We start from the raw sequence: 19,717 nt of genomic DNA, 5'->3' as shown, positions 1-19,717 counted from the left end.
AGTATGGTCTCCCGCCATGACGAGGAAGACGCTGCCTACCGCGCTGCTCGCCCTGGCCGTCCTCTGCGGCTGCGGGGGCGCCGCAGAGACCGCCGCCGCCCCGCCCTCCCCCAGCGCGGCGGCGGCGGCCAAGGACAAGAAGCACCAGCTCGAAGCGGCCAAGGCCGACTGCATGAAGCAGAAGGGCTTCAAGTACGTCGCGTGGGTGAAGCCGGAGCAACCCCAGAGCGACGAGGACCGCCGCCGGGACGCGGGCGACTACCAGGCCATGAAGAAATATCGCGAAAAATACGGCTTCGGGGTCTTCGCCGAGTTCGTCTACCCCAAGGAGATGAACGCCCCGGCGGCCCAGAGGGAAAGCCCCAATCAAGATCCGAACATGAAGATCCAAGAGGCGCTCTCCGAGGCTCAACTGGGCGCCTACCACAAAGCCAAGGACGCCTGCATGGTCACGGCGGGCAAGCAGGTCCTCGGCGTGACCCTGAAGTCGAACCTCGACTACTACAACCAGATAGCCCTGACCAGGAAACGCGCGACCGCCGCCACGCTCGACAGCGACCCCAAGCTGGTGGAGCTGGCCGGCGCCATGGCCACCTGCCTGAAGGGCAAGGGCTACGCCGTCACCGACACCGGGCCGACGGCCCTGGCCAAGCGCGGCCAGGACGCGTTCTACAAGGAGCAGGACAAGGTGGGCCGGGAGCAGGACGACACCGTGCCCGATGTCGCGCCTCCGGCGAAGAAGGGCGACAACCAGCCGATCAACATGCCGTCGCTCACCGCCGAGCAGGCCCGGCCCTACCTGGCCAAGGAGATCAAGGCCGCGCTCGACGACCTGGAGTGCGGCAAGGACTTCTACCCGGTCTTCACGCCGCGCAAGTCGGCGATCGACACGCAGGTCAGGGCCCAGTTCGCCTACTGACACCCAGGATCGGAGGACGGACTTCGCCATGCTCACCAAACTCACCGTGACCGCCACCGCCCTGCTGGCCCTGGCCGCGCTCTCCGGGTGCGGGGGCGCCACCGAGAGCGCCGCGCCCACGCCCGGCTCGACCGCCGAGGGCAAGGAGGTTCAGATCGAAGCGGCCAAAGCGGACTGCATGAAGCAGAAAGGCTTCAAGTACGTCGCGTACGTGACGCCGCACAAGCCGGGCACCGAGGACGACAAGAGCCGCGCTTCTGGCAACTACCAGGCAATGCGGAAATATCGCGAAAAATACGGCTTCGGGGTCTTCGCCCAGCACGTCTATCCCAAGGAGATGGGCACGACCGGCCTCGACAACGAGCCCAACCCCAACATGAAGATCCAGAACGCGCTCTCCAAGACGCAGATGCAGGCGTACCGGAAGGCGATGGACGCCTGCCAGGTCTCGGCGGCCAACACGGTCCTCGGCCTGAAGCTGAAGTCGACGGAAGACTTCTACGACGCGCAGTTCAAGGCCTCCGTCCGCGCCCGCAAGGGCACGCTGAACACCGACCCCGAGCTGGTCGAGCTGGCCACCGCCATGGCCACCTGCCTGAAGGGCAAGGGCTACGCCGTCGGCGACACCGCGCCGGTCGCCATGTCCGAGCTGGGGCAGAAGACGTGGCTCGGCAACGAGGACAAGCTGGGCCGCGAGCAGATGGACGACGTGCCCGACGTGGCTCCCCCCGCCGAGGACGACAAGGTGCCGAGGTACTACGCGCCGACGCTCACTCCCGAGCAGGCCAAGCCGTATCTGGCCAAGGAGATCAGGGCGGCGCTCGACGACCTGGAGTGCGGCAAGGACTTCTACCCTGCCTTCCTGCCGAAGGAGCAGGCGGTCCAGGGGCAGGTCAGCGCCCAGTTCGGCATGTGACCACCTCATGAAGTCACCGCGCAAGCTCCTCGCCGGCACCGTCGCCGGAGTTGTGATCATCGCGGGCGCCGGCTGGGCCGTGGGCTCCCGGCTGCGCTCCCCCGCCGACGAGGCGGCCCGCCGCGCCGCGCCGCGGGCCTCGCTCGTCACCGCCGCCGTCGAGCGCCGCAAGCTCGTCAGCACCGTCGTGGTCAGCGGCACGCTGGAATACGGCTCGCCCCTGCCGGTCAGCCTGGCCGGGGCGGTCGGCGGCACGGCCGAGCAGCAGCGGGCCACCCGGGCGCCGCGCCAGGGCCGGCTCTCGGAGGGCTCGGTCTTCCTGGAGGTCAACGGCCGCCCGGTGTTCGCGCTGCGCGGGTCCGTGCCGATGCACCGCACGATCGCCCCCGGCAGCAAGGGGGACGACGTCAAGCAGCTCCAGCGGGCGCTGCGCAGGCTGGGGTACGGCGGTCCCGTCTCCGGCGTGTTCGATCAGGCCACGATCGCCGCCGTCACCCGCATGTACACGAAGAAGGGGTACGAGGCGCAGCAGCCGACGCTGACCGACCGGCAGGCGTACGACACGCTGCGCAAGGCCGTACAGACCGCCCAGGAGACCCTCGCCGCCGAGAAGAAGGCGCTGGACCAGGGGCGCGACGTGCTGCCGCTCAAGATGAGGCTGGCCAACGCCAAGGCGGACCTGAAGACGGCCGAGCGCGCCCTCCAGGAGGCCGAGGCCCGGGAGGTGACGCCGGAGGACGAGACCAGGATGGCGGCGGCGGAGGCGGCCGTGCGCGCGGCACAGGAGAAGCTCGCGGAGGCCGAGCAGGCGCTGGCCGAGGCCAGGAAACAGCCCACGCCGGCGGCCACCGCCACCCCCCAGCCCACGGTCTCCACCGACACGAGCCTGCTGGAGCTGCGGGTCCAGAACGCCCAGGCCGACCTGGCGGCGGCTCTGGAGGCGCGCGAGCGGGTCGCGGAGGAGGCGCGGCAGGCCAGGGAGAAGAGCCTGGTGGAGCTGCGCAAGGCCGTACGGACCGCGAAGGAGGCCAAGGCCACCGCCGAGCAGGCGCTGCGCCAGGCCAGGCAGCTCTCCCCGACCAGGCTCAAGGTGACCAACGCCGGTAAGGACGTGGCCGCGGCCAAGGGGATGCTGGCCGAGTTCGCGCGTACGTACGGGACCTCCGTCCCGCCCGGCGAGGTGGTGTTCCTGCCGAAGCTGCCCGCCCGGGTGCGCAAGGTCTCGGTCAAGCAGGGGCAGCAGGTCGAGAAGGAGGTCGCCACGGTGACCAGCTCGGCGTTCACGGTGACGGGGGCGGTGGAGGCGACGGAGGCCGAGCTGCTGCGCACGGGCATGGAGGCGGCCATCGAGCTCGACACGGGCAAGACGTACAAGGCGCGCCTCACCGCGGTCGGCGACCAGGCCAAGGTGCCCGGCTCCGAGGAGGCCAAGGACGGGTCGGAGCCCGTCCTGATCACGCCGGCCTCGATGAAGGGGCTCAAGCCGGGGACCGCCGTCACGGCGCGGGTGACGGTGGGGGCGACCAAGGAGCCGGTGCTGGTCGTGCCGGTGGCGGCCGTGATCACGGGGGCCGACGGGAGGGCCCGGGTGCGGGTCGAGTACGCCACGGATCAGACCAGGGACGTCGAGGTGCGTACGGGCCTGACCGCCGACGGGAACGTCCAGGTCGCCGGCGCGATCGAGGAGGGCGACCGGGTGGTGGTCAGCGGTGCCTGAGCCGGTGATCTCGCTGGCGGAGGTCAGCAGGGAGTTCGCCGCAGAGCCGCCGGTCCGGGCGCTCGACCGCGTCACGCTCCGGGTGGGCAGGGGCGACTACCTGGCCATCGTCGGCCCGTCGGGCTCGGGCAAGTCGACCCTCCTGAACGTGCTCGGCCTGCTCGACCGCCCCAGCTCGGGCAGCTACCGCCTCGACGGCACGGAGACCACCACCCTGCGCGACGGGGCCAGGACCAGGTTGCGCGGCGACCGGATCGGCTTCGTCTTCCAGTCCTTCCACCTGCTCTCCCACCGCAGCGTGGTCGAGAACGTCATGCTCGCCGAAATTTACGGCAGGCAGGCGCGTAAGGGCAGGCGGGAGCGGGCCCTGGCGGCGTTGGAACGAGTCGGCCTCGGCCACCGGACCGGGTTCGCGCCCGACCGGCTGTCCGGGGGCGAGCGCCAGCGTACGGCCATCGCCAGGGCCCTCATGGGCGAGCCGTCCCTGCTGCTGTGCGACGAGCCCACGGGCAACCTCGACAGCCGCAACACCGAATCGGTGCTCGGCCTGTTCGACGAGCTGCGGGGGCAGGGGATAACGCTCGTGGTCATCACCCACGAGCGGGAGGTCAGCAAGCGGGCCGGGCGCCGGGTGCGGATCACCGACGGTGTACTCGTGGAGGAGGAGTGATGCACGTACGCGACCTGTTCGGCGAGGCCGTGGCCGGCATGCTCGCCCGGCCGGTGCGCTCCGCGCTCACCACTCTCGGGACCGTGCTCGGCATCACCACGCTGGTCATCACGCTCGGCGTGGCCGCCACCGCGGGCAACCAGATCGTCGGCCGCTTCGACGCGCTGGTGGCCACGGCCATCACGGTGGAGGTGCCGGAGTCGCCGAACACGCCGCTCGTGGAGTGGGACTCGATCGACCGGCTGACCAGGCTGCGCGGCGTCGAGTCCGCCGCCGCGCTGGCCGAGTCGGAGGACAGCGCGAACCTGTCCGTGCGCTCCAACGACATCGTGGATCCCACCAGGGTCACCGCCCAGTCGTTGACCGTGCTGGCCGCGACGACCGGGCTGCCCGAGGCGGCGCGCGGCAGGATGGTGCAGGGCAGGTTCTACGACCGAGGGCACATCGAGCGGCGCGACCGGGTGGCGGTGATCGGCGACCAGGCGGCCAAGCTGCTCGGCGTCGGCCGCCTCGACCGGGCGCCGGCCATCTTCATCGGCAAGCACGCGTACACGGTCATCGGCATCCTGGGCGACCTGCGCCGCGAGCGGAACCTGAGCACCGCCGTGTTCGTGCCGCCCACGGTGGGCAGGCAGTTCGGGCTGCGGGACGTCACCAGGGTGCTGGTCAACACGAGCCTGGGCGCGGCGGACCTGGTGGCCCGGCAGGCGCCCACCGCACTCAGCCCGGGGAACGGCGACATGCTGCAGGTGATGGCCCCGCCCAGCCCCACCAGGGCGCGTGACCAGGCTCAGGACGACGTCAACGCGCTCTTCCTGATCCTCGGCCTGGTCTCGCTCGTGGTCGGCGCGGTCGGCATCGCGAACGTCACGCTCGTCACCGTGATGGAACGCGTGCCGGAGATCGGCCTGCGCCGCTCGCTCGGGGCGGCCAGGCGGCACATCGCCGCGCAGTTCCTGCTGGAGTCGACGCTGATCGGCCTCGCGGGCGGCGTGATCGGCGCCAGCCTGGGCGTCGTCACGGTCGTCGCGGTGTCGGCCGCCAAGCAGTGGACGCCGCTGCTGGACGTGCGCCTCGCGGTCGCGGCGCCGGTGGCGGGAGCCCTGGTGGGCCTGCTGGCCGGGCTGTATCCGGCGCTCCGGGCGGCCAGGATGGAGCCGGTGGACGCGCTCAGATAGCGTAAACGGCCGACAGGAACCGGACGAGCACCGCCTCCCGGGCGGCCGCGGGCAGCGCGTCCAGGATCGCGTTGACCGTCGCCATCTCCGGCTGCCCCGCCTCCGGCCGCAGGTCCACCCCCACGGAGGAGGCCAGCTCGGCGAAGTCCGCCTCGTCGAGCGTTTCCAGGTCCGTGGCCGCCACCAGCTCGACCAGCCCGTCGGGCAGCACGACCGGCCCCCGTTCCCTGGCGGCCTCGGCCGACTCGGCGATCACCTTCAACATGTCCTCGACCCCCGCCAGCGTCACCCCGGTGACCGTGATGTGCAGGTTGGCCGGGATCCCGGCGTACGAGAGCTGCGGCTGCAGGAACCAGCCCCGCTCCCGCGCCTCGTCCGCCAGCACGAACACGTCGATCCCGTCCCCGGCGAACGCCACCAGCGACGACTCCGGCTCGCCGAGCACCCGCAGCCCGGGGATCCGCGCGAGCCCTTCGCGCAGCTTGGCCGTCGCCTCCAGGGTCGCCCGGCCCAGCTCCAGGTAGCCCTCCGTGCCCAGCGCCCGCAACGTGGCCCAGGCGCCGCCGAGCGGCCCGGCGGACCTGGAGCTCTGGACGGTCGCGTTGACGATCGTGTAGCCGGGCCACGCGGCGGAGGCGAAGTACGCCTTGCGCCGCATCGCGGGATCGGCGAAGAGCACGACCGAGGCGCCCTTGGGGGCGTACCCGAACTTGTGCAGGTCGCACGAGAGCGACGTGACGCCCGGCACGGACAGGTCGAACGGCGGCACCGCCGCTCCCGCCGCGCGCAGCCACGGCAGCAGCCACCCGCCGACGCAGGCGTCCACGTGGCACGGCACGCCCGCCGCCGCGGCCACGGCGGCGACCTCCTCGACCGGGTCGACCACCCCTTGGGGGTAGGAGGGCGCGGAGGCGACGACCATGATCGTGTTCTCGTCGATCGCGTCCGCCACGTCCCGCGCCCGCACCTTGTACGTCTCCAGGTCCACCGGCACGGCCACGACCTCGACGCCGAGGTAGTGCGCCGCCTTGTGGAAGGCGGGGTGGGCGCTGACGGCGAGCACCAGGTTCGGGCGGGCCTTGCGCGCGGCGTCGCGGGCGGCCTTGACCGCCAGCATGATCGACTCGGTGCCGCCGCTGGTGAAGATGCCGTGGCCGCCGCCGAGCAGGTCCGCGACCGCGCCGACGACCTGCCGCTCCATCTCGACCACGCTGGGGAACGCGGTCGGGTCGAGGCAGTTCACCTCCAGCATCTCGAAGTACGCCCGCGCCGCCGCCTCGTGGACCTCGGCCCGGCCGGTGTCGTAGACGTACGCCGTCACCTGGCCGCCGCGCACGGGTAAGTCGTGCGACCTCAGCCTGGCCACCTCGGCCAGCAGCTCCTCGGCGGTCCTCGCTGCGGGGTTCACACAGGCTCCTTCGTGCTGGGGTCGCCGGGCAGGCCGAGCGTGCGGTGGACGCTCAGATGCAGGTGGGTGCGGAAGCGGCGCAGGGCGGCCCGGTCGCCGGCGGCCCTGCGGCGGCCCTCCGCGTCGAGCACGCCTCCCTTGGCGAACCCGTGCACGGACCAGATGACCATCCACATCGCGTACTCGAGATCGACCTTCTCGTCGATCAGCCCGCCCTCGACCGCGGGCCGGACGGCGGCGGTCACCGAGGCCACCAGCGGCTGCACGTACTCGCGCTCCAGCTCGGTGATGTCACTGGCGTCGGAGAGCCAGCGGTGCATCCACAGGGCGGGCACCTCGGGATTGTCCACGCAGAAGTCGAGGTAGTCGTCCAGCAGCCGGTGGATCGCCGCGACGAGGTCGTCACCGGGCAGCCGGGCGAACGCCAGGTCCAGGGCCGCCTTCTCCGCCCGGTGCGCGCGCTCCATGACGGCCAGGTACAGCTCGCGCTTGCCACCGACGTGGTAGTTGACGGTGGCGATGTTCATCCCCGCGGCCTCGGCGATCTGGCGCGTGGAGGTGCCGTCGAAGCCTCGCGCGGCGAACAGCTGTGTCGCGACCTTGAGGATCAGATTGACCTGTCCGCTGTCCATGCGGCCGAAGGTAGTGCCACCCTTACCTTTCGGTCAATCGCTTGATGGAGACCCGGCTCAGTCCGGCGCCCAGTACTTCACCATGATCTTGTCGAGCTGCTGCACCACCGGCTGCCAGCTCGGCGGGAGCGTGTAGCGGCTCACGCGGTGCTTCTTATAAACAAGCGTGTACTTGAGGAAGTCCGCCCCCTGCGGGGTGGCCTCGGACCGCCCGAGCTTCAGTCCCTTGAGGGACGTGCGCAGCCTGCGTTCCTCCTTGCCGGTGAGGCACTTGTCGACGGTCGGCCCCGTACGGTGGCTGAGCCGCACGCAGCCGTTCGCGTAGACGATCACATGGTCGCTCAGCCCCGCGAACCCGCCTTGCTTCCGGTAGTCGATCAGCACCTTCTTCGCCGCGACGGCCGCCTGCGCGGGAGCCGGGACAGCGGACAGGGTCAGGGCCGGCAGGAGCACCGGCACGAGCACGATTCGCCACATCTTCTTCACACCTACTTGGACGGATGGGAGCGCCGAACGGCTCAGCCTCAGCCGAACTGGTCCGCGTTCTCCTTGGTCGCCGGTTTCACGGGCACGGCCACCGCCTTGGGGATGCTCTCCCCCTTGGCGGCCCTCACCGCGGCGTCCACCGCCTGCTGCCCCAGCAGCCTGGGCTGCTGGGCGACGGTGACGGAGAGCGTGCCGGCCCGGACCGCCTTGATCGCGTCGGGCGTGCCGTCGAACCCGACCACCTTGACCCGCTGCCCGGCCCGGGTCCCCAGGGCCTTGATCGCGCCCAGGGCCATCTCGTCGTTCTCGGCGAACACGCCGGCGAGGTCGGGGTGCGACTGGATCAGGTTCGTCATGACGTCCAGGCCCTTGGCCCGGTCGAAGTACGCCGGCTGCTGGGCCACGACCTTGATGTTCGGGTACGCGGCGATGCCCTCGGCGAACCCCCTGCCGCGGTCACGGGAGGCGGAGGTGCCCGGCACGCCCTGGAGCACGGCCACGTTCCCCTTCTCGCCGAGCAGCCTGGCCAGCTCCTGGGCGGCGAGCCGCCCGCCGGCCACGTTGTCGGAGGCCACGGTCTGGGCCACCTCGGCGCCGTTGACTCCGCGGTCGGCGGCGATCACCGGGACGGCGGCCCGGTCGGCGGCCTTGACCGCGGGGGCGGCCGCGTCGGAGTCGACCGGGTTGATGATGATCGCCTTCATGTTCTGGCTGGTGAAGTTCTGGACCTGGTTCACCTGCTGCGACGGATCGTTCTGGGCGTCGGTGACGGTCAGCCTGGCGCCCAGCTTCTTCGCCTCGGCCTGCGCGCCGTCCCGGAACTGCACGAAGTACGGGTTGTTCAGCGTCGACACCGACAGGCCGATCTTGACGTCGCCCGTGGCTCCCCCGCCGCCGCACGCTGCCAGGCCGGCCAGTGCGGCACCCGCTATGAGCATCCGCATGATCTCTCCCCCTAAGTGGTTCCCCTGCGCCGCAGGGTGTCGACGAGCACCGCCAGGGCGATGACCACACCGATCACGACCTGCTGCCAGAACGCCGAGACCGACAGCAGGTTCAGGCCGTTGCGCAGGACGGCCAGGATGAGCGCGCCGACGAACGTGCCGAGCGCCCTGCCCTTCCCCCCGGACAGGCTGGCGCCGCCGATCACGACGGCCGCGATGGCGTCGAGCTCGTACCCGGCCGCCGCCTGCGGCTGCGCCGAGGCCAGGCGGCTGGCCAGCACGATCCCGGCCACCGCCGCGAAGCCGCCGGACAGCGCGTAGGTGATCAGCTTCTGGCGGCCGACCCTGATGCCCGACAGGCGGGCGGCCTCCTCGTTGCCGCCGATGGCGTACATGGCGCGGCCCGCGTACGTGCGGTTGAGAATCACGGCGGCGAACACCCCCATGACCACCATCACGATCACGGGGACCGGCAGGACTCCGCCGGCCGTGTCGCCCAGGTGCGAGACGGCGTCCGGCATCGGGATCGGGCTGCCCGCCGAGATGACCAGGGCCAGGCCGCGGGCGACCCCGAGCATGGCCAGCGTGGCGATGAACGGCGGCAGCCTGCCGTACGCGATCAGGACCGCGTTGACCAGCCCGCACACCACCCCGACCAGGAGGGACACCAGGGTGGCCAGTGGCCACGGCAGGCCGGCGACGGTGGCGGTCCAGGCCAGGACGATCGCGGAGAGCGCCGCGACCGAGCCCACGGACAGGTCGATGCCGCTCGTCACGATCACGAACGTCTGCCCGAACGCCAGGATCGCGGTGACGGCGGCCTGGACGCCGACGTTGAGCAGGTTCGTCACGCTGAGGAAGTCGGGCGACAGCAGCGACAGCGCCACGACCAGCACCACGAGCGCCGCCAGCGCGCCGTTCTCGGCGAACCAGGCGGCCGCCGGTGACCGGCGGCCCAGGAGCGCGTCACTCGGCACGGGAACCCTCCACCTCCGCGACGGCCAGGGCCATCACGTCGTCCTGCGTGGCCCCGGCCGCGCGCAGCTCGCCGACGAGCCGACCCCGTGCCATGACCAGGATCCGATCGCTCATCCCGAGGACCTCCGGCAGATCGCTGGAGACCATCAGCACGGCGTCCCCCTCGGCCGTGAGCTCGTTGACGACCTCGTAGATCTCGACCTTGGCGCCGACGTCGATGCCGCGCGTCGGCTCGTCGAGGATGAGCACGCGGGCGTCCGCCATCAGCCACTTGCCGATGACGACCTTCTGCTGGTTGCCGCCGGAGAGCGTGCGCACCTCCTGGTCCAGCCCGGCCATCCGGATGCCGAGCCGTTCGGCCGCCTTCGCGGCGGCCGAGCGCATCCAGGAACGGTCCACGAAACCGGCCGTGGTGGCGGCGCGCATGGTGACCAGGCCCAGGTTCTCGGCGACGCCCGCCTGCGGCACCAGGCCCTGACCCTTGCGGTCCTCGGGGACGAGGCCGAGCCCGGCCTCCATGGCGGCGTGCACGTCGCCGGGCGGCAGCCGCGTCCCCCGTACGGTGACCTCGCCCGCGTCGTAGCGGTCGGCCCCGAACACCGCCCGCACCACCTCCGTGCGGCCCGCGCCCACGAGCCCGGCCATCCCGACCACCTCACCGGCCCGCACCTCGAACGACACGTCGCCGAACGCTCCCCTGCGGGTCAGCCCGGACACCTCGAGCAGCGGCTTGCCCCGCCTGGCCGGTCGCCGCGGGTACTGCTGGTCGACGGGCCGCCCGACCATGAGGGCGACCAGCTCGTCCCTGCGGGTGTCCGCCGGGACCCTGGCCACGGACCTGCCGTCGCGCAGCACGGTCACCCGGTCGCCGATCTCGGCGATCTCCTCCAGGTGATGGGTGATGAACACGACCGCCACACCCTCCTCGCGCAGCTGCCGCACGATCGCGAACAGCCGCGCGACCTCGCCGGTGGTGAGCACGGCCGTGGGCTCGTCCATGATCAGCACCCGGGCGTCCAGGGCCAGCGCCTTGGCGATCTCGACCATCTGCATGCGCGCGATGCCCAGCCCGGCGACCGGCGTACGCGGGTGCACGTCGACGCCGACCCGGTCCAGCAGCCCCTTGGCCTGCTGCTCCATGCGCCCGGTGGCCACGAACCCGAACCTGCGCGGCGGGCGGCCGAGCGCGAGGTTCTCCGCGACCGTGAGCTGGGGGACGAGGTTGAACTCCTGGTAGATGGTGGAGATCCCCAGCCGCTGCGCGTCCCCCGCGGTGCGGAGGTGCACCGGGTGGCCGTCCACCAGGATGCGGCCCTCGTCGGGGTGGTAGGCGCCGGAGAGGATCTTGATCAGCGTGCTCTTGCCCGCGCCGTTCTCGCCCAGCAGGACGTGCACCTCGCCGGTGCGCAGGCTCAGGTCCACGCCGTCGAGGGCGACCACGCCGGGGAAGGTCTTGCGCAGCCCCTCGGCCTTGAGAATCTCCTCGCTCACGTGGTGGTCCCTATCCGCTCACGAGGCCGGTGAACCACTGAATGCCCAGGTCAGGGTTATTGCCTTGCTGAGTGGGGAGTGAAAATGGGATGACGTCCTCGCGGCTCCGCATCGGGGTGCCCGTCTCCCTGTCCGGGAAGCACGCCCGTTTCGGCGGGCAGGTCCGGCTCGGCCTCGAAGTCTGGCAGTCCCTCGACCCGGCCGTGGAGCTGATCGTCGAGGACGACCACAGCGAGCCGGGCTCCCTGGACGTCGTGCTCCCCCGGCTGGCGGGCCAGTGCGACCTCCTGCTGGGGCCGTACTCCACTCAGCTCATGCGGCGGGCGGGGCGCATCGGCGTGGCGCTCGACATGCTGATCTGGAACCACGGCGGTTCGGGCGACGACGTGCAGGCGGCCAACCCCGGGCATGTCGTCTCCGTCCAGACGCCGGCCGGCCGGTACGCCGAGCCTTTCGTCCGCCGGCTCGCGGAGAGCGGTGACCACAGCCCGCTGCGGATCGTGAGCGGCAAGGGGCGCTTCGCCCTGCAGGTCGCGGAGGGTGCCGCGCGGGCCGCGCACGCGGTGGGCATCCCGGTGGTCTTCGGGGGCCCGGTGGACGACTCCTGGAATCTCTTCTGCGCCGGGGCCTTCGACGAGGACGTGGAAGTGGTCAGGCGGGCCGGGCGCGCGCGCACCATCTGCGCCGTGGCCGCCGGGGTGCGGGAGTTCGGCGCGGCCGTGGGCGATCCGCGCGGGATCTACGGCGTCGGCCAGTGGTTCCCCGGCGGCGCGGGCGAGGCGGCCTTCGGGGTCTCCGAGCAGGAGTTCGTCGCGGCCTACGAGAAGCGGTCCGGGGTGCCGCCGAACTACATCGCGGTCCAGGGGGTCGCCGCCGCGATCATCGCGACGTACTGCGCCGCCCGGGCGGGTGGGACCGGGCGGGCGGAGCTGTGGTCGGCCGCCGCCGGCCTGGAGACGGCGACCCTGTTCGGCGACTTCGCGATCGACCCGGGCACCGGGCTGCAGACCGGGCACCGGGCGGTGCTCACCCGGTGGGAGAGCGAGGGGCCCGTCGCCGCCTGAGGTCAGGCGGCTCGGGGGATCGGGCAGCTCGGGGGTCAGGCCGCTCCGGGGGTCACGATCGCGATGCCCAGGCACATCTCGTCGCTGGTCCCGTCGCCCCACACCACGTACCGGGGCGGCAGCTTCTGCAGCTGGGGCAACTGGGCGCGCAGGCCCGCGTCGTGCGTGCACGTCACCCGTACGACGTCGCCCTTGTTGACCGTGACGGGCTTGGGCAGGACCCGCAGCGACTGGTCGTCGAAGTTGTACTCGGGCACGTCCAGGAGCGTCTGCGCCTTCGGCGTGCCGGGGTTGAGCTCGACCTTGATGGCGCGGCCGAGCAGGTGCATGTGGCCCGCCATGGCGTGGACCGTGGCGGTGCCCTCGACGGGCATGTCACAGTGCTGGGTCGGCCCCGGCTTGCTCGGCCCGCAGTACTTGGTGAGGATCGCCACCTGCTGCGTCAGCTCCTCGCCGAACCTGGCGCCGACGTCCTTGACCGCGGCGGCCCGGTCGCAGAGCGGTCCCGACTCCTTCGGCGTGCAGGGAAGCTCCACCGGGGCCTGGAACAGGGCGGTCTCCAGGGGCCGCAGGGTCTGGTCGGTCACGCGGAGGCGGATGCCCGAGCGGTCGGTGCCCGGCTTGCCCTCCACGCCCAGCAGGTTGTAGTGGACCTGCATGACGAGCCGGCTGCCCGGCGGCAGCTCGTAGCCGTACTTGGGGTCGAGCAGCGTCTCGCTGGTGCCGGGCGCCCAGTGCGCCACCCATGAGGAGTCGCCGACGCCGTCGTCGCCGAAGCACGTCCAGCCCTGGCCGGGGGTGCGCCGGTCGATCTCGCGAGCCTTGGCGGCGTGCTCGGGGTCGATCCTGAAGAAGATCGCGTGGTGGACGAGGTCGAGGTTCTGGGGCTGGAACTGGGCGCCGGTCAGGAACACCTTGCTCGCCAGCTTGGGGTCGATGAGGAAGCAGCGGTAGTCGTCCGTGCCGCCGTTGGGCGGGTTCGGCGTGTACGGCTCCGCCATCGTCAGGTTGACGAACCGTTCACCGGCCCGCAGCGGGGCCGCCGCAACCGTGGCCTTGGCGGCATGTCCGGTATGACCGGTGTGACCGGCCGGCGTGGTGGTGCTCCGGGCGCCGCACGAGGCGAGCAGAACGACCGCGAAGAGCAGGGCGGCCGTCCGGGCGAGTCGATTCATACATCAACACTCGCCCGGGAAGCGGCTCCGGACATCCTTCCACGGGACGTTCTCGTTCGTTCCTTGGTAGGACTCCGGCATCAGACCCGGGTCGCCCCCTGGGACGAGACCGGGTCAGTCCGACCCGCTCAGCCATCTCTCGGCGAAAGCCCGGATCTCCTCGTCCTCCGCATTAACCGCGTGCTCCAGGAGGCCCGTGTCCTCGTCGGACAGGCGCCCTGCGGCCGCCGCGGCGAACAGCCGGGCCGTCGGGTCGGGCCCTTCGAGCCGGGCGAGGACCTCACGCGGGTCGGGCGCCTCGGCGTCCAGGCGGACCAGCCATTCGGCCAGGTCCTTGACCGGACCGGGCTCCAGGTTCGCCGCCCCGGCCGCCAGCTGGTCCGTCGTGGCCGAAGCCAGGAAGCCGAGAACCTGCCAGCGGACACCGGTGTCGTAGTCCGTGCTCAGGCTCATGACGCGCGCGATGGTGGATCCGTGCAGGGCGTCGCCGTTGACCAGGACGACTTCGACCGCGTAGAACCGCACCTGGGCGAACGGGTGGGCGAGCAGAGCGGGGACCTCGTCCATCATCGGGGCGGCGAGCTCTCCCAGCTCCGACAGCAGCCAGGTCGCCGTCCGCACGGCCACGTCGTCGCCGCTGTGCAGGAGCTCGGCGAGGTTCCCGACGGGGTATCCGTCGTACAACTCGCTCAGCAGGTCGTTGGCCGCCGGGCCGACGACGTCGCCGTCGTGCGAATGCGCGCGGATGCGATGGATCAGGTCGTCGCCTGCTTGCGTCTGCATCGGCGGTTAACTTCCCCCCAGGAAGCGCTTGAGCATGTTGATTGCTCCCTTTTCCTCATCAACCCTGTGCACGTGCCCACGATCGTTGTCTTTGTACCACTTCAGCTGCAGCTCCCGTTCTTGGACGCTCTTTTCCAGCTGCGCCTTGAGCGCCTCCGCCTCCTCTTTCGTCATGTTTTCTGTGCTTTTGGGGACTTTTCCATGGAATTTGATTCCTTGGTCTCTCCAACCGCCGCGGCCGCCGCCCCCGCCCCTGCCGCCCTTCTTCCCGGCCATCTGGGCCATGCCGTCCTTGAGGGAACGGGGGCCCGACGGCCCCGGCCGTAGCGGGACGGTCCGGCCGCCCGCGCCCGCCAGGGCCGGGCTTCCGCCGCGGCCGCCCGGGCGGCGCAGGTCGTCGAGGATGCGGCGCATGGGACCGGTGATACGGCGGCGCACGATGGGGGCGATGACCTTGCCGGTGCCCTCGCTACCCTCGCGCAGGACCTTCCCGACGATCTTGCGGCGCATGAGCACGCGCGCGGTGGCGGCGGTCACTCCCACCGCTCCGCCGAACGCCAGCAGCCTGGCCAGCTCGACCGAGGTGTAGACCGCCTGAGTGCCCGCCGCCACCTTCACCGCCGACACCACCCCCGCGGCGCCTTCGAGCACCGCGGGAGCCAGCTTCAGCGCGGCGTTGGCCTGGGCGACGTGGCCGTTCTGCGTGCCCGTGCGCTCCCAGTGGGCCTGCATGGCGGCGGCGGACTCGCCTCGGTAGACCTGCTGCGTGGCGCGTACCGACGAGTCGGCCCCCGCCGCGGCGGGGACCGTGTTCGCGTGCGCCAGGCGCACCGCGCCGCCTTCCCGCCTGGCGTCGTCCTCGTCGAAGGTCGGGTAGGGCCCGAGCATCTGCATGACCCCGGCGGCCTCCGGGGGAAGTGTCACACCCACGCGCGTCCCAGGTTCTGGATGGCCTCGACGTTGGCGGTCTCGGTGTCACCCGTGTTCTTCACCACGGCCTGCAGGCCCTCGCCGGTCGCGCCCATCTCCTGGGAGAGCCCGGAGAGCGCGGCCATGGACACCGCGCGGGATTCGGCGTACGTGCTGGTGAACACGGCAAAGAGGCCGTCGTCCCCCCAGGACGACACGCCATCCCCGCGTCCGTGCATCGGCGCGAGAGCGCCGCCGTAGTCCTCCCCGTGGGTCCTGATCCGGGAGGCATCCTGCCCCACCGCTCCCAGAGCTATCTCAAGTCCCGTCATGCCAAATGACCATATAGGGGCATATCGCCGCGCGCGTAACGCTTCCCGTTAATGAGACTTACATCGCTCATTAATGATCTTGTCGGTGTATGTCTAGACTTGGCCGCCTGTGCTCTCCTGACCACCCGGAGGTCGCCATGTCCTTCCCCTCGCCCGACCACGACGCCGAATACCTGGAGGAGTACGCCGCCCAGGGGCGGCGGGTCATCCGCGACCTGCGCGCGGCGCAGGCCGCGATCCGGCAGGTGGAAGGCCTGGCCAGGAGCAAGGACGGGCTGCTGGAGGCGGCCGCCGACGGCCAGGGCGGGCTGACCCGCCTGCGCATCGACCCGCGCGCTCTGCGGCTCGATGAGGCGACGCTCGGACGCGAGGTGACCGCCGTGCTCCAGGCGGCCCAGGAGGACGCGGCCCGCAAGGCGCAGGAGATCGCGGACGAGGCCATGGGCGCCGCGCACCTGCCCGAACCTCTCGACGAGACATTCGTACGCCAGCGGGTCGAGCAGGCGGCCCGCGATCTTCTCTAGGCTCGGAGGCAAGTGTGTTCGGCCATCCCTACGACCCGGCCAACATCAGGGAACAGGACCTGGACGAGGCCGGCCGCCAGAGTGAGCAGATGCTGGCCTGGCTCGAGACGGCCCAGGAGGACCTCGAAAAGATCGTCGGCACCGGCGAGGCGGCCGCCGGCCAGGTCAAGGCGACCGTTGACGTCAACGGGCGCGTCCTGGACGTCCGGTACGGCCCGCGCGCGACCCGTCTGAGCAGCCACGAGCTGGCCGAGCAGACGCTCGCCGCGGTGGGCGAGGCATGCGCGGACGCCCAGCGCCAGACCCATGACTTCATGCGCGAGGCGCTGCCCGGCTACGACCCCGTGGAAGCGAACGCCCATTTCGAGCGCCTGCTGAACGACTGGGACTGATCTCCCGTTCACGGGGGCGGCGTGGGGAACGTCGCCTCGACCCGGAAGCCGCCCTCCCGGTCCTCCCCGGTCTCCAGAGTGCCGCCCACCAGCTCCACCTGCCGCCGCAGGTCCAGCAGCCCCATCCCGGCCCCGGCGCCGCCGACCCAGGCGTCCGGCTGGCCGGGGGTGTTGCGTACGGCGATCCGTACCGATCCCGGGCGATAGCGCACCCGCACCCGCGCCTCCGCCCCGGGCGCGTGCTTGCGGACGTTGGTGAGGGCCTCCTCGACCATCAGGTACGCGGTGCGCCCCACCACGCCCGAGACCGGCACCGGCGTGCCGTCCACCACCAGCTCCGCGGGGACGCCCGCGCAGGCCGACTCGGTGACCAGCGGCCGCAGGTCGGGCAGCGGGAGCCCCAGGTCGAAGCCCTCCCCGGTGCCGCGCCGCAGCAGCGCCACCATGTGACGCAGCTCGTCCAGCGCCTCGAATCCGGTCGCCCGGATCTCCTCCGCCGCCGCCCTCCCGCGCTCGTCGCGCGCCGCCATGGCCAGCACCCCGGCCTGCAGCACCATCCGGCTGACCCGGTGGGTCACGACGTCGTGCATCTCGCCCGCCAGCCGTTCGCGCTCGACCCGCTGGGCCCGCTCCGCCAGCTCGCGGCGCAGGCGCTCCCTGACGGCCACGTACATGCCGTACAGGGTGGCCAGGGCCAGCGCCGCCTCGGTGCGCAGGATCAGCGGGAGGCGGTCGGGCAGCGACAGCACGGCCAGGCCCAGGATGATCACCGGCAGCCAGCGCTGGATGCCGCGATACCGCTCGGCCGCGAACGCCATCGCGCCGTACGCGGCGAAGGCGCACGTGGGCGGCCAGAGCGGCGCCGCGTCCGGCAGCGGCACGTGCCAGACCACCGACAGCACGGGCAGGGCGATCGCCGTCCCCGCGCTGACCCAGGCGACGGTGAGCGGCGCCCTGCGCGTCCAGAGCACCGGCACCGCCGCCGCGAGCAGGACCACGAGGACCGGGCCGGTGTAGCCGGTCGCCAGCGTCAAGCCTCCCGCGGCCAGGACCGCGACCGCGTCGATCGGCCGCGGACGGACACCGTCCACCGGCTCATCGTACGATCACGCACCGGCCCTGCCCAGACTCCAACCGGGCCCTCCAACCGACTGGGTCAGGTCTTGGTGATGCGGACGGCGTCGGCGATGACGTAGCCCGTCGCCGAGGTCCACCGGCTCACCCCGACCACGTTGTACGTGCCCGCCGCCAGCGTGTACGTGCCCAGCACCCGCCACTGCCCGCCGCCGCTGCGCTGGTCCACGGTGACCGTCTGGTTCCCGCCGGAGGTGGCGACGATGTACGGCGTCGCGCTGTTGTAGCCGGAGTCGGCCGGGTACCACACCTCCACCCGGTAGGTCCCGGCGCTGGGGATGGTCGTCTGGTACCAGGCGGGATCGCTGGCCGAGACCGGGTTGGCGAAGCGGTAGTCGGCGCCGTGCAGCTGTCCGGAGAAGGCGGACGTGCCCCAGTTCGAGCTGGCGGTGAAGCCCGCGTCCGAGTTGTCGATCACGACGCTGAACCCGTCGCCGGACTGCCCCACAGGCTTGCCCGTGCTCGGCGCGCTCTCCTGGTGGGTGCGGTTGAGGGCGGTCACGTAGTACGTGAACGCCCCGGAGGCGGCGGACGAGTCCGTGAAGGACGTCTTCCGGGTCGTCGTGAGCAGGTTGCGGGCGTCGGCGAAGGAGCACGGGTCCGCGGTGGACTGCAACCCGTTCACCCGGTACACCGCGTAGTACGTGCCCGAGCCCGTCCACGCGAGCTGGACGCCGGTCGAGCCCTGGGTGGCCGAGGTGATCGCGGGCGCGGGCGGCGCCGCCGCCGAGCCGCGGGCGGGCAGCAGCGCGGGCTTGGAGTAGTGGGCGTTCACCACCCGGGTGATCGAACCGATCCGGTCCGCCTTGACGTCCTTCGCGCTGAAGAAGATGTCCCCGGACACCTCGGGATGCCGGCGGTTGTCGGTCAGGTGGTCGCTCAGCTCCGCCGGATCCTGCCAGGCGGCGTCCTGCCCGGAGGCCCCGGCGCGGTAGGCGGCCTGGCCGACGACGAGCTGCACGCCGGTGCCCCGCACCTGGTCGGACCACCAGGCCGTGAGCACCTCGTAGGCGGCGGCGGAGAAACCGATGTGCCAGTAGATCTGGGGCGAGATGTAGTCCACCCAGCCCTGCTTGACCCATTTCCGGCTGTCGGCGTAGATCGCGTCGTACGACTGCAGCCCGGACGTGCGCGAGCCCAGCGGGTCGGTCGCGGAGTTGCGCCAGATGCCGAACGGGCTGATCCCGAACGACACGTGCGGCTTCGCGGTGTGGATGCGCTGGCCCAGCTCCTGCACGAGCAGGTTGACGTTGTTGCGCCGCCAGTCGGCGACGTTGCCGAACCCGCCACCGTGCTGGGCGAACGTGCCCGCGTCGGGGATGGTCTGGCCGTCCACCGGATAGGGGTAGAAGTAGTCGTCGAGGTGCACGCCGTCCACGTCGTACTTGGAGACGGCGTCCATGATCGCGTCCTCGATGAAGGCGCGTACCGCCGGGATGCCCGGGTTGTAGTAGAGCTTCCCGCCGTACGCGAAGCGCCACTCGGGGTGCTGCCGTGCCGGGTGCGTGGACACGAGCTTGTTCGGATCGGCGTGGTTGGCGATCCGGTACGGGTTGAACCAGGCGTGGAACTCCAGGTTGCGCGCGTGCGCCTCGTTGACCATGAAGGCCAGCGGGTCGTACCCGGGGTTCCCGCCCTGGGTGCCGCTCAGCCACTCCGACCACGGCTCGAACGGTGACGGCCAGAACGCGTCGGCCGTGGGCCTGATCTGCACGACCACGGCGTTCATCCGCTTCTGCACGGCCATGTCCAGCCACGCGCGGAACTCGGCCTGCTGCTTCGCCGCGCTCAGCCCCGTGTCGCTGGGCCAGTCGATGTTCGCGACCGTGGAGATCCACATGGCCCTGAGCTGGCGTTTCGGGGTGGCGGGGTCAGGCGTGCAGGCGGCCGCGGCGGCGGAGAAAGTGGAGGTCACAAGGTGGACGAGTACGGCGAAGGCCGCCAGAGCGGTGCGCAACGCGATCACGAAGAGAAGTTTCAGCGCGTTCAGAAGAAAGTGCAATAGTCTTCACCGCTTCGGTGGGGCCCAATCTCGGGGCGCAGAACACGCACCACGTCAGGCGCG

General features: G+C 71.5%; 20 protein-coding genes. 8 read left to right on the top strand and 12 right to left on the bottom strand.

From position 1 onward, the window contains the following. Positions 1-16: 16 nt before the first annotated feature. Genes ACWDRB_RS25735 through ACWDRB_RS25715 form a run of 5 tightly spaced genes read left to right on the top strand, consistent with a single transcriptional unit; the run spans position 17 to position 5,400 of the window. Positions 17-919 carry a hypothetical protein gene (locus ACWDRB_RS25735; RefSeq protein WP_449897510.1) on the top strand — a complete coding sequence of 301 codons (903 nt, stop codon included), beginning with the start codon at positions 17-19 and terminating at the stop codon, positions 917-919. 28 nt (positions 920-947) lie between these two features. Next, the gene (locus tag ACWDRB_RS25730) at positions 948-1,835 is read left to right on the top strand and encodes a hypothetical protein (protein ID WP_449897508.1); all 888 of its coding nucleotides are present in this window, start codon (positions 948-950) and stop codon (positions 1,833-1,835) included. 7 nt (positions 1,836-1,842) lie between these two features. Further along, positions 1,843-3,552 carry a peptidoglycan-binding protein gene (locus ACWDRB_RS25725; RefSeq protein WP_449897506.1) on the top strand — a complete coding sequence of 570 codons (1,710 nt, stop codon included), beginning with the start codon at positions 1,843-1,845 and terminating at the stop codon, positions 3,550-3,552. Continuing rightward, positions 3,545-4,222, top strand: a complete 678-nt coding sequence (locus tag ACWDRB_RS25720) for an ABC transporter ATP-binding protein (RefSeq protein WP_449897504.1) — start codon at positions 3,545-3,547, stop codon at positions 4,220-4,222. Before ACWDRB_RS25725 ends, ACWDRB_RS25720 begins: the two co-directional genes overlap by 8 nt. Next, positions 4,222-5,400, top strand: coding sequence for an ABC transporter permease (locus ACWDRB_RS25715; protein ID WP_355193736.1), 1,179 nt, complete (start codon positions 4,222-4,224; stop codon positions 5,398-5,400). Before ACWDRB_RS25720 ends, ACWDRB_RS25715 begins: the two co-directional genes overlap by 1 nt. Here ACWDRB_RS25715 and ACWDRB_RS25710 read toward each other — a convergent pair. Genes ACWDRB_RS25710 through ACWDRB_RS25685 form a run of 6 tightly spaced genes read right to left on the bottom strand, consistent with a single transcriptional unit; the run spans position 5,393 to position 11,339 of the window. Beyond that, positions 5,393-6,808 carry a pyridoxal phosphate-dependent decarboxylase family protein gene (locus ACWDRB_RS25710; protein WP_449897502.1) on the bottom strand — a complete coding sequence of 472 codons (1,416 nt, stop codon included), beginning with the start codon at positions 6,806-6,808 and terminating at the stop codon, positions 5,393-5,395. The genes ACWDRB_RS25715 and ACWDRB_RS25710 overlap by 8 nt on opposite strands. Then, positions 6,805-7,440 carry a TetR/AcrR family transcriptional regulator gene (locus tag ACWDRB_RS25705; RefSeq protein WP_449897500.1) on the bottom strand — a complete coding sequence of 212 codons (636 nt, stop codon included), beginning with the start codon at positions 7,438-7,440 and terminating at the stop codon, positions 6,805-6,807. The genes ACWDRB_RS25710 and ACWDRB_RS25705 overlap by 4 nt, the downstream gene beginning before the upstream one ends. Positions 7,441-7,497: 57 nt before the next feature. Further along, complete coding sequence (locus ACWDRB_RS25700) at positions 7,498-7,917, bottom strand: hypothetical protein (RefSeq protein WP_449897498.1); 420 nt, start codon at positions 7,915-7,917, stop codon at positions 7,498-7,500. 47 nt (positions 7,918-7,964) lie between these two features. Then, positions 7,965-8,870, bottom strand: a complete 906-nt coding sequence (locus ACWDRB_RS25695) for a substrate-binding domain-containing protein (RefSeq protein ID WP_449897496.1) — start codon at positions 8,868-8,870, stop codon at positions 7,965-7,967. An 11-nt stretch (positions 8,871-8,881) separates the two neighbouring features. Beyond that, on the bottom strand, positions 8,882-9,847 hold the full coding sequence (locus tag ACWDRB_RS25690; protein ID WP_449897493.1) for an ABC transporter permease: 966 nt from the start codon (positions 9,845-9,847) through the stop codon (positions 8,882-8,884). Further along, entirely contained in the window at positions 9,837-11,339 is a 1,503-nt protein-coding gene (locus ACWDRB_RS25685) for a sugar ABC transporter ATP-binding protein (protein ID WP_449897491.1), read from the bottom strand. Before ACWDRB_RS25685 ends, ACWDRB_RS25690 begins: the two co-directional genes overlap by 11 nt. 89 nt (positions 11,340-11,428) lie before the next feature. Here ACWDRB_RS25685 and ACWDRB_RS25680 point away from each other — a divergent pair, with 89 nt between their 5' ends. Then, positions 11,429-12,403, top strand: a complete 975-nt coding sequence (locus ACWDRB_RS25680) for a hypothetical protein (RefSeq protein WP_449897489.1) — start codon at positions 11,429-11,431, stop codon at positions 12,401-12,403. Positions 12,404-12,438: 35 nt separating this feature from the next. Here ACWDRB_RS25680 and ACWDRB_RS25675 read toward each other — a convergent pair whose 3' ends face one another. The 4 genes from ACWDRB_RS25675 to ACWDRB_RS25660 all read right to left on the bottom strand — a co-directional run bounded on the left by ACWDRB_RS25675 (position 12,439) and on the right by ACWDRB_RS25660 (position 15,602). Further along, a complete protein-coding gene (locus ACWDRB_RS25675) occupies positions 12,439-13,578 on the bottom strand; it encodes a monooxygenase (RefSeq protein WP_449897487.1) in 1,140 nt (379 codons plus the stop codon). Between the two features lie 114 nt (positions 13,579-13,692). Further along, a complete protein-coding gene (locus ACWDRB_RS25670) occupies positions 13,693-14,361 on the bottom strand; it encodes a hypothetical protein (RefSeq protein ID WP_350723582.1) in 669 nt (222 codons plus the stop codon). A 6-nt stretch (positions 14,362-14,367) separates the two neighbouring features. Further along, positions 14,368-15,285: a hypothetical protein gene (locus ACWDRB_RS25665; protein ID WP_449897485.1), complete on the bottom strand. Its 918-nt coding sequence runs from the start codon at positions 15,283-15,285 to the stop codon at positions 14,368-14,370. Next, positions 15,282-15,602: a hypothetical protein gene (locus ACWDRB_RS25660; protein WP_449897484.1), complete on the bottom strand. Its 321-nt coding sequence runs from the start codon at positions 15,600-15,602 to the stop codon at positions 15,282-15,284. The genes ACWDRB_RS25665 and ACWDRB_RS25660 overlap by 4 nt, the downstream gene beginning before the upstream one ends. An 89-nt stretch (positions 15,603-15,691) precedes the next feature. Between ACWDRB_RS25660 and ACWDRB_RS25655 the strand changes: the two genes are divergently transcribed. Both ACWDRB_RS25655 and ACWDRB_RS25650 read left to right on the top strand, forming a co-directional pair. After that, positions 15,692-16,126 (top strand): YbaB/EbfC family nucleoid-associated protein, encoded by a 435-nt coding sequence (locus ACWDRB_RS25655; RefSeq protein ID WP_355193715.1) that lies wholly within the window; start codon positions 15,692-15,694, stop codon positions 16,124-16,126. Positions 16,127-16,140: 14 nt separating this feature from the next. Next, complete coding sequence (locus tag ACWDRB_RS25650; RefSeq protein WP_449897481.1) at positions 16,141-16,518, top strand: YbaB/EbfC family nucleoid-associated protein; 378 nt, start codon at positions 16,141-16,143, stop codon at positions 16,516-16,518. Between the two features lie 8 nt (positions 16,519-16,526). Here the strand turns inward: ACWDRB_RS25650 and ACWDRB_RS25645 are convergent, their stop codons facing one another. Together ACWDRB_RS25645 and ACWDRB_RS25640 are read right to left on the bottom strand one after the other, a co-directional pair. After that, a complete protein-coding gene (locus ACWDRB_RS25645; protein ID WP_449897479.1) occupies positions 16,527-17,609 on the bottom strand; it encodes a sensor histidine kinase in 1,083 nt (360 codons plus the stop codon). Between the two features lie 65 nt (positions 17,610-17,674). Continuing rightward, positions 17,675-19,618: a family 10 glycosylhydrolase gene (locus ACWDRB_RS25640; protein WP_449897477.1), complete on the bottom strand. Its 1,944-nt coding sequence runs from the start codon at positions 19,616-19,618 to the stop codon at positions 17,675-17,677. Positions 19,619-19,717 lie beyond the last annotated feature (99 nt).

It is taken from the genome of Nonomuraea sp. NPDC003707 (genome assembly GCF_053587055.1).
The sequence above is the reverse complement of the archived record's forward strand: the minus strand, read 5'-3'. Positions and strand labels throughout refer to the sequence as shown.

Bases quoted from the DNA above. Each gene is read 5' to 3' on its own strand.
- ACWDRB_RS25705 (WP_449897500.1), bottom strand. From the start codon at position 7,440: ATGGACAGCGGACAGGTCAATCTGATCCTCAAGGTCGCGACACAGCTG.
- ACWDRB_RS25700 (WP_449897498.1), bottom strand. From the start codon at position 7,917: ATGTGGCGAATCGTGCTCGTGCCGGTGCTCCTGCCGGCCCTGACCCTG.
- ACWDRB_RS25680 (WP_449897489.1), top strand. From the start codon at position 11,429: ATGACGTCCTCGCGGCTCCGCATCGGGGTGCCCGTCTCCCTGTCCGGG.
- ACWDRB_RS25735 (WP_449897510.1), top strand. From the start codon at position 17: ATGACGAGGAAGACGCTGCCTACCGCGCTGCTCGCCCTGGCCGTCCTC.
- ACWDRB_RS25715 (WP_355193736.1), top strand. From the start codon at position 4,222: ATGCACGTACGCGACCTGTTCGGCGAGGCCGTGGCCGGCATGCTCGCC.
- ACWDRB_RS25725 (WP_449897506.1), top strand. From the start codon at position 1,843: ATGAAGTCACCGCGCAAGCTCCTCGCCGGCACCGTCGCCGGAGTTGTG.
- ACWDRB_RS25730 (WP_449897508.1), top strand. From the start codon at position 948: ATGCTCACCAAACTCACCGTGACCGCCACCGCCCTGCTGGCCCTGGCC.
- ACWDRB_RS25655 (WP_355193715.1), top strand. From the start codon at position 15,692: ATGTCTAGACTTGGCCGCCTGTGCTCTCCTGACCACCCGGAGGTCGCC.
- ACWDRB_RS25660 (WP_449897484.1), bottom strand. From the start codon at position 15,602: ATGACGGGACTTGAGATAGCTCTGGGAGCGGTGGGGCAGGATGCCTCC.
- ACWDRB_RS25695 (WP_449897496.1), bottom strand. From the start codon at position 8,870: ATGCGGATGCTCATAGCGGGTGCCGCACTGGCCGGCCTGGCAGCGTGC.
- ACWDRB_RS25675 (WP_449897487.1), bottom strand. From the start codon at position 13,578: ATGAATCGACTCGCCCGGACGGCCGCCCTGCTCTTCGCGGTCGTTCTG.
- ACWDRB_RS25670 (WP_350723582.1), bottom strand. From the start codon at position 14,361: ATGCAGACGCAAGCAGGCGACGACCTGATCCATCGCATCCGCGCGCAT.